This window comes from Corallococcus sp. AB049A, from assembly GCF_003668885.1.
Lineage (GTDB): Bacteria > Myxococcota > Myxococcia > Myxococcales > Myxococcaceae > Corallococcus > Corallococcus interemptor.
In genome coordinates, this window is record NZ_RAWL01000404.1 from 1 (window position 1) to 7742 (window position 7742).

Genomic DNA, 7742 nt, shown 5'->3' on the forward strand with positions numbered 1-7742 from the left:
TAGGGGATGCCCTTGAAGACCTTCAGCCCGTTGATGATCTCCCCCACCACGGGGCCGTCGTCGGTCGTCACCTGGACCGGTGGGTTGACGAAGGCGCCACTCGTGATGGGGGCGGGGAGCTCGTCCGGCGGAGACTCGGGGGCCGTGCAGCCCCAGAGCAGGAGGACGGTCAGAAGCCACGGGGCGCGAGCGAAGGGCAGGGGCATGGTCACGGAAGAAAGAGGGGCATCCTGTCCCGCCCAGTGGGGTGATGGCGAGCCCCGGCGCCGCTGCGCAACCTCCACATCACCCACACGTACCACGTGCTGAAGGTGTGCTTCGCGGGCGTGCTGGGGGAGGTGGCTCAGTCCTGGTGCGGCTTCTCCACCTGGGCGTCGAAGACGGCGGGGACCTTCATCCGCAAGGAGATGGTGGAACTGCCGGACCGGACGCTGCGGCTATGAGCGGGGCGGCGCTTCGCGGGTCATCTCCACCATGGTGGGGCGCCAGCCCAGCCGCGTGAACAGCCGCTGCGCGGATTCGTTCTTCGCGGCGGTGCTGAGCACGACGCGCGGCGCGCCCATCTCCGTGAGCCGCTGCACCATGGCCTCCGCCAGCAGCCGCCCGGTGCCGGTGCCGCGCGCCTTCTCCTCCACCCAGATGTCGTGCAGGGCGCCGTGCTTGTCGAGGAGCATGTTCCAGTCCACGCCCTCCAGCCGGCCGTAGCAGTAGCCCACGGCTTCACCGTCCAGGTCGGCCACGAGCACCACGGCCTCCTGTGGACGGCGCGCCTCCTTGCCCAGCCACCAGCGATAGCCGGACTCCACGTCGTCCGGGAGCATGAAGCGCTGGGCGTCGAAGCCGTGGTGCTGGCGCGCGAGCGCCGCGCCCATGCGGCCCAGCGCGGGCGCGTCCGAGTCCTTCGCGGGGCGGATGGTGACGGGCATGCGTCCTCCTGAGAGCGGGTGGCCACCCCAGGTTGCGCACCGCTGCCCGCGTCTGTCGAAGCCTTCCGGAGGAAAATGCTCAGCCGGCCACGCGGGACGGCGGGCGGGCGTCCGCTACCGGGCCTTCGCGCGCATCTGGGGCGCCGTGCGCTTGTCGTCGCGCAGCCCGGAGCGGGCCAGCTCCAGGAGGCCCCAGCCGGCCACGAGCGCGAACACCGCGCCCACCGCCGTCACGATGTAGTTCGCGAGCCCCGTGTCACCACACTGGAGGCAGGCCACGGACGGATCCGCCGGCTCGTAGTGCAGCGTCACCGGCGCGCCCGTCACGTAGTGGCGCGACACCGCCTGCGCGTCCGCGAGCCCGCCTGCGCCATGGCCGTCGAAGGCCACCGTGTCGGAGGTGTACGGGACGCCGTTCACCTCGTAGCGGTAGCTCACCTCCGGGCGGAAGCTCACCGCGCGCTTGCTGCGCAGCGTCTCCACGCGGGAGGACACCACGGTGCCCTGCACGGTGGGCCAGTCCCTGCTCACCTTCGAGCGGTACACCATCCGGCCGCCCGCGAACGCCAGCGCCACGCCGATGCCCAGCAGGGCCAGCCCCATCAGCCACTTCATCATCGTTCGAGTCCTTGCCTGCCTCCCACCGCGCTGCCTGGGGCGGAGAGGGCGAATCCGGCTTGGATTTGCAGCCACCGGGCCAGGGCCTTCCACCCGGAGGCATGGGGCTGCGGCGCGGGGCAGATTTCCCCACGGGGGGCAATTCGCCCCAGTAGAGTCGGGGTCTCCATGTCCGCACTCGCCCAAGAGCTCGAAGTGGCCCGGCGCATCGCGCGCCAGGCTGGTGACATCCTCCTGCAGGTCTACGCCACCGACTTCTCCGTCACGGACAAGGCCGGCGGCGCAGGGCCCGTCACGGTGGCGGACGAGCGGGCCAACGCCTTCATCGTCGGCGAGCTGCGCAAGGCCTTCCCGGCGGACGGCGTGGTGGCGGAGGAGAAGGAGGACGTCTCCGACGCGAAGCGCTTCAGCCGCTGCTGGTTCGTGGATCCGCTCGACGGCACGCAGGAGTTCGTGAACCGCAACGGCGAGTTCGCCATCCACATCGGCCTGGCGGTGGAGGGCCGGGCGGCGCTGGGCGTCGTCTACCGCGCGGTGGGGGACGTGCTGTACTCCGGCATCGTGGGCGAGCAGGGCTCCGTGGAGGACCCCCAGGGCCGCCGCGCGCTGCGCGTGTCGGACGTGGCGGATCCGGCGCAGCTGCGGCTCGTGACGTCACGCTCGCACCGCTCGAAGACGACGGACGCGGTGGTGCGGGGGCTGGGCATCACGAAGGAGACGGAGTCCGGTTCGGTGGGCCTCAAGTGCGGCCTCTTGGCGGAGGCCCGCTGCGACCTCTACGTGCACGTGAGCGACAAGAGCTACCGCTGGGACAACTGCGCGCCGGAGGCCGTCATCCGCTCCGCGGGCGGCGTGCTCACGGACCTGGCCGGCAACGCGTACCTGTATGACGGCTCGGAGCTGCAGAACCGCCGGGGCCTGCTCGCGTGCAACGCCGCCGCGTTCGACAAGGTGCTGCCCGTCGCCTCGCAGGTGGCCCGCGAAGCGGGGCTCTTGAAGTAGTCAGCGCGACCCGGCCGCGCGGCGCAGTTCACCGTACAGCCGCGCGAGGTCCGGGAGCTGGTAGCTGGCGTTGAGCCCGCTGGGATTGGGCAGCACCCACAGCCGCGTGTCGCCCAGCGTCTCCTCCTGCGGTCCGAATCTCGCCTTCGGCCGCGCGAAGGCGGTGCGGTACGCGCCCAGCCCCAGCACCGCGAGGTACTTCGGGCGGTAGCGCTTCACCTTGCGCAAGAGCGACTTCGCCCCTTCGGCGTACTCGTGGGGCTCCAGCATGTCCGCGCTCGCCGTGGCCCGGTCCACCACGTTGGTGATGCCCAGCCCCAGCGCCAAGAGCTCCTCCTGCTCCGAGGGCAGCAGGCGGCGCGGCGTGAAGCCCGACGCGTGCAGAGAGGGCCAGAAGCGGTTGCCCGGCCGCGCGAAGTGCACCCCCACCACCGCCGAGTAGAGGCTGGGGTTGATGCCGCAGAAGAGCACCCGCAGGTCCTTCGCCAGCAGGTCCGGCATGGTGCGGCCGGTGGCGGCGAACAGCTCGTCCTTCGTGGGGCGGTGGAGCTTCATGGAGTGGGAGACCCGGCCCCGAACCTAGCGGGTCGGGTGCCGCCTCGCACGGGGACACACCTGGACGCAGGCCGGGCAGGGGAGGGGACGGATGCCTTTCCCCGGCGACAGCACCCGGCCCGCACGGGCAGAGTGCCGCCTCGTGTCTGATTCGAATCCGTCCGCGTCCTTCCGGCTGACGCCCAGGCACTGGGCCGCGCTGGCCGTGAGCGTGCTGCCGCTGGTCCTCTACGCGTTCTCCAGCCGCGAGGGCGACCTGCCGCTCTACTTCCGGACGGCGCGCGCGTTCCTGGACGGCGCGGTCCCCAACCGCGACTTCCGCTTCGAGTACCCGCCCTACGCGCTCCTGTGGTTCGTGCCCGCGACGTGGGCGGGCGGCGACCTGCGCGGCTTCGTCCTCGCGTTCGGCCTCCAGCTCACGCTCTTCGACGCGTTCATCAAGTGGCTGCTCCTGTCCGAGGGCGTGCGCCGCTGGGGCACGTCCTGGCGCGCGTGGGCGCCGCTGGGCGCGTACTTCGTCGTCAGCTGGATCCAGAGCGTCCACTACCTCAAGCGCTACGACCTCATCCCCGCCGCGTTGGCGCTGGCCGCGTTGGTGGCCCTGATGCGCGGGCGCGAGGGCTGGGCGGGCGCGGCGCTCGCGGTGGGCACCGTCACCAAGCTGTACCCCGCCGTGCTCGTGCCGGTGGCCCTGGCCGTGGCCTGGCGCCGGGGCTCGAAGCCGACGCGGGCGCTCGTCACCGGGCTTGTCGCGGGCGTGCTGCCGCTGGTGCCGCTGAGCCTCGTGTGGCCGTGGTGGCAGTTCGCGTCCTTCCACGTCGAGCGAGGGCTCCAGGTGGAGGCCTTCAGCGCCGGCCTGCTCTGGGCCGCGCACCAGCTGGGCCTTGCCGACGTGCAGTGGGTCCACGCTCCGGCCTCCTACGAGCTGCACGGCGCGGCCGCTGAGACCGTCCGCGCCATCACCCGCCAGGTGTGGGTCGCGGGCTCGCTGCTGGCCGCGGCGGTGTCCGTGCGCGCGGCGTGGCGCAGGCCTCCGGTGCAGGTGGAGGACGTGGCCCGGCTGGCGCTGGTGCCGCTCACGGCGTTCGTCATCCTCAACCCCGTGCTGAGCCCGCAGTACCTCATCTGGCTCACCGGGGCCGCCGCGCTCGCGCTGCTCTCCGGCGCGGTGGGGCCGTCCGTGGTGCTGCTGGTGGCCGCGGCCATCACCCGGGGCCTCTTCGCGGGCAGCACCTATCGAACCGGCTGGCAGCCGTCATTCACGCTGCTGCTGCTCGCGCGCAACGCGATGGTGCTCTTCGCGGGGCTCGCCTGGGCCCGCGAGCTGAGGCGGTGGGGAGGCCCGGGCGCCGCTCCGCTCCCGGATCCGAAGGACGCACCCCTGCCGACACCGCAGGCCTGAAGCCCGGCTGCCTGCTCCGCGAGGCACCCCTGGCCGGTGCGAAGCCCAGGGCTCGTGGTTAGAAGGAAGGCATGGCCCGTCCGGTGAACGTGAACGCCCTGCTGCCCATCGAGGCGGAGTTCCAGCGCGAGCGCGCCTCCGGGCTGCGCCGCTCCGGTGACAAGCTGGAGGACGCGCTCGCCCAGGTGGCCCAGGCGGAGAAGGAGCTGCGCGCCCTGCACGGCGTGGCGCGCGTGGAGCGCTACGCGGCGTACCGCGCGCTGTGGAAGGAAGCGGAGCGGCTGCGCTGGAACCTCACCGTGCAGCGCGAGGCCTGCGGCCTGCGCAACCACCGCGACCTGGACGTCGTCTACCCGATGCCGCCCCTGCTCAAGGAGTGACGTCCGGCTGTTCACCGCTTCACGGTGCGGAGCGCCACGCGGCCACGGCGAAGAGCGCCCAGCCCGCGAGGAAGCCCAGGCCGCCCAGCGGCGTGATGGCGCCCAGCACGCGCACGCCGGACAGGGCCAGCGCGTACAGGCTGCCGGAGAACAGGACGATGCCCGCGAGCATCGCCCAGCCCGCGGACTCCAGGAGCGCCGAGGGGCGCACCGTGCCGAAGAGGCCCACGGCCACCAGCGCGAGCGCGTGGTACATGTGGTAGCGCGCACCGGTTTCGAAGATGACCTGCAGCTCCTGCGGGAGCCGGGACTTCAGCGCATGCGCCCCGAAGGCGCCCGCACCCACGGACAGGAAAGCGTTCACCGCGCCCACCACGATCCACCACCGCATCATCGAGTGCCTTTCTTCGCGCGCTTGACTGCGGCACGCTACACCGCGCTTCACGGCAGCGTCCTGGTTGAACACGCCACCCGCCCCAGCCGCGCCCCTATCCGCGATGACGACTTCTTCATCCTTCCAGCAGACCCCGTCGATTCCCTTCGAGCTGCGCCAGTCCACCATCCAGGGCACGGGCGCCTTCGCCACCCGCCGCATCCGCAAGGGCGCGCGCATCATCGAGTACATCGGTGAGCGCATCACCCAGTCGGAGGCGGACGTGCGCTACGACGACGAGTCGATGGAGCGCCACCACACGTTCCTCTTCAACCTGGACAACGACACGGTGCTGGACGCGGGGACGCTTCACAACGAGTCGCGCTACATCAACCACTCGTGCGAGCCCAACTGTCAGTCCCTCATCGACAAGGGCCACATCCACATCTACGCGCTGCGCACCATCGAACCGGGGGAGGAGCTGACGTACGACTACGCGTACGAGCGCACCCCGGAGATGGACGCGGAAGCGGAAGCCCTCTACGTCTGCCGCTGTGGCACGCCCTCGTGCCGGGGCACCATCCTCGCCCCGGAGAAGAAGGCCCCCGCGCGGCGCAAGAAGGCCGCGTCGAAGTCCAAGCCGACCTCCAAGGCGAAGTCCGGCTCGAAGTCCAAGCCAGCCTCCAAGGCCAAGTCCGCCAAGAAGTCGAAGGCCGCGCCGCCGGCCGCCGCGAAGAAGAAGCGGGGCACCCAGCGGGCGAAGTCGCCGGGCCGCGGCCGCCGCGCCGCGAGCTGAAGGACGCCACGACAGGCGCGCGCTCGCTGGGGCCGGGCATTAGACTGGAAGCGTGAAAGACGTCCTGCGCTTCCTGCTCACCGAGGCCCCTGACTCTCCCGCGCTCGACTCCGTGGAGGCCTGGTGGCGCCGGCACCTCGCGGTGGTGCCGCGCTTCCCGGTGCCCGCGGACCAGGCGCTCGCGAGCGGCTTCCGGATGGACCGGATGGGGTTCGCGTTCGCCTCCGGCTACCAGGCCGCGCTGCGCTCCCTCTTCCCCCAGCTTCCGAAGGACCAGCGCGCCGCGCTCTGTGCCACGGAGAACGGCGGCGGGCACCCCAGCGCCATGGAGACGAAGCTCACGCCGAAGGGCGCGGGCTTCACGCTCGATGGCATGAAGACGTACGTGACACTGGGCACGCACGCGGAGGTGCTGCTGGTGGTCGCCTCCGAGGGCCGCGACGCCCAGGAGCGCAACCGCCTGCGAATGGTGCGCCTGGACGCGAGAAAGCCCGGAGTCACGGTGGAGCCGCTGCCGCCCCTGGGCTTCGTGCCGGAGGTGCCGCACGCGGCGCTGCGCCTGGAGGGCGTGGAGGTGGCGCCGGGGGACGTGCTGCCCGGGGATGGCTACACGCGCTACCTGAAGCCGTTCCGCACGGTGGAGGACTGCCACGTCAACCTGGCGGTGCTGGGGTGGCTGCTGAAGGTGGCCCGCCGGTGCGGCTGGCCGGTGGCGCTGCGCGAGGAGCTGGTGGCTATCGCGGTGATGATCCGCGCGCTGGCGCTGGAGGACCCCAGCGACCCGGCCGTGCACGTGGCGCTGGGCGGCGCGCTCACGCAGGTGCACCGCGCGCTGGAGCGCTGCGAGGTGGCCTGGGAGGGCGTGGACGTGGAGATGCGCGAGCGGTGGCAGCGCGACCGGCGCGTGCTCGACCTGGCGTCCAAGGTGCGCGCGAAGCGGCTGGAGGCCGCGCGCCAGCGGCTGGCCGGCGGCCTGGGCGAGGACTGACGTTCAGGGAAAAGCGAGGCCCGCGAGGGGAGGGGCCTGAAGCCTCCTCCACCACGCGGGCCTGGGATGCTACGGGGAGTTCTTCAGTACCGGCCGCCGCCCAGCGCGGAGACGGCGGCGGACAGGATGCGGTTCTCCACGCCCCAGACGGCCTTGTTCATGCCCTTCACGCCCGCGCCGCGCATGTAGTCCGTGAAGTCGTGCAGGGCGGTGGAGCGCTGCATGCGCTCCGTCTTGGCCGCGTAGAGCAGCGGCGTGTTCGGCGCGCCCGTGAGGCCCAGGTCGGGGCAGGCCTCGGAGAGCGCCGCGCGGTCGATGCCCGTCACCGCGGACAGCATCGCCACGGTGAAGTGGTGCACCGGCAGCTCGCGGGCGTTGGGCACGCGCTCCAGCACCTTCGCGCGCGTCGCCGGGTCGGTCGCCAGCTGGGGCAGCGTCACCCGGGACATCTCCAAAATCTGCTCGTTGGTGACGTGCTTGTTGTCCAGGATGGCCCGGTCGAACAGGCTCTGCGGCGTGTCACCCTTGATGGTGATGTTCACGTCGGAGAGGCGCTGGCGCATGGTCTGGATGGCGCGCCCCACCTCCGTGTTGGCGCCGCCGCGCCACGAGCCCGGCGTCGCCTGCACCGGCGCCGCCGTCGCGCGGGTGCGCGCCAGCTCCGCGCGGTTGAGCACGTCCGCGCGTGACGCCTCCGTGACC

Annotated in this window: 12 protein-coding genes; 6 read left to right on the forward strand and 6 right to left on the reverse strand. The window is 72.0% G+C overall.

Going from position 1 to position 7742, the window contains the following annotated elements; genetic code table 11:
- Nucleotides 1–212: hypothetical protein (locus D7X55_RS31490; RefSeq protein ID WP_199747247.1), on the reverse strand; the 212-nt coding region annotated here is incomplete at its 3' end.
- Nucleotides 213–302: 90 nt separating this feature from the next.
- Here D7X55_RS31490 and D7X55_RS43605 point away from each other — a divergent pair.
- Nucleotides 303–443 (forward strand): hypothetical protein, encoded by a 141-nt coding sequence (locus tag D7X55_RS43605; RefSeq protein WP_158616223.1) that lies wholly within the window; start codon nt 303–305, stop codon nt 441–443.
- On the opposite strand, the gene D7X55_RS31495 is transcribed toward D7X55_RS43605, so the two are convergent.
- The gene (locus D7X55_RS31495; protein WP_120548821.1) at nt 438–926 is read right to left on the reverse strand and encodes a GNAT family N-acetyltransferase; all 489 of its coding nucleotides are present in this window, start codon (nt 924–926) and stop codon (nt 438–440) included. The two genes, D7X55_RS43605 and D7X55_RS31495, sit on opposite strands and share 6 nt — an antisense overlap.
- 114 nt (nt 927–1040) lie before the next feature.
- The gene (locus D7X55_RS31500; protein WP_120548822.1) at nt 1041–1544 is read right to left on the reverse strand and encodes a DUF3592 domain-containing protein; all 504 of its coding nucleotides are present in this window, start codon (nt 1542–1544) and stop codon (nt 1041–1043) included.
- Between the two features lie 168 nt (nt 1545–1712).
- Between D7X55_RS31500 and D7X55_RS31505 the strand changes: the two genes are divergently transcribed.
- Entirely contained in the window at nt 1713–2546 is an 834-nt protein-coding gene (locus tag D7X55_RS31505) for a 3'(2'),5'-bisphosphate nucleotidase CysQ (protein ID WP_121724999.1), read from the forward strand.
- Here the strand turns inward: D7X55_RS31505 and mug are convergent, their stop codons facing one another.
- The gene (gene mug / locus D7X55_RS31510; protein ID WP_304988909.1) at nt 2547–3101 is read right to left on the reverse strand and encodes a G/U mismatch-specific DNA glycosylase; all 555 of its coding nucleotides are present in this window, start codon (nt 3099–3101) and stop codon (nt 2547–2549) included.
- A 142-nt stretch (nt 3102–3243) separates the two neighbouring features.
- Between mug and D7X55_RS31515 the strand changes: the two genes are divergently transcribed.
- Both D7X55_RS31515 and D7X55_RS31520 read left to right on the forward strand, forming a co-directional pair.
- Nucleotides 3244–4503 carry a glycosyltransferase 87 family protein gene (locus tag D7X55_RS31515; protein ID WP_233610186.1) on the forward strand — a complete coding sequence of 420 codons (1260 nt, stop codon included), beginning with the start codon at nt 3244–3246 and terminating at the stop codon, nt 4501–4503.
- Between the two features lie 71 nt (nt 4504–4574).
- Entirely contained in the window at nt 4575–4883 is a 309-nt protein-coding gene (locus tag D7X55_RS31520; protein ID WP_120548825.1) for a hypothetical protein, read from the forward strand.
- A 19-nt stretch (nt 4884–4902) separates the two neighbouring features.
- Here the strand turns inward: D7X55_RS31520 and D7X55_RS31525 are convergent, their stop codons facing one another.
- Nucleotides 4903–5277, reverse strand: coding sequence for a DUF423 domain-containing protein (locus D7X55_RS31525; RefSeq protein ID WP_121725001.1), 375 nt, complete (start codon nt 5275–5277; stop codon nt 4903–4905).
- Between the two features lie 103 nt (nt 5278–5380).
- Here D7X55_RS31525 and D7X55_RS31530 point away from each other — a divergent pair, with 103 nt between their 5' ends.
- Both D7X55_RS31530 and D7X55_RS31535 read left to right on the forward strand, forming a co-directional pair.
- Complete coding sequence (locus tag D7X55_RS31530) at nt 5381–6052, forward strand: SET domain-containing protein (protein WP_121725002.1); 672 nt, start codon at nt 5381–5383, stop codon at nt 6050–6052.
- Between the two features lie 52 nt (nt 6053–6104).
- Nucleotides 6105–7040, forward strand: a complete 936-nt coding sequence (locus tag D7X55_RS31535; protein WP_121725003.1) for an acyl-CoA dehydrogenase family protein — start codon at nt 6105–6107, stop codon at nt 7038–7040.
- 83 nt (nt 7041–7123) lie between these two features.
- Here the strand turns inward: D7X55_RS31535 and D7X55_RS31540 are convergent.
- On the reverse strand, nt 7124–7742 hold a 619-nt coding region (locus tag D7X55_RS31540; RefSeq protein WP_233610187.1), incomplete at its 5' end, for a hypothetical protein.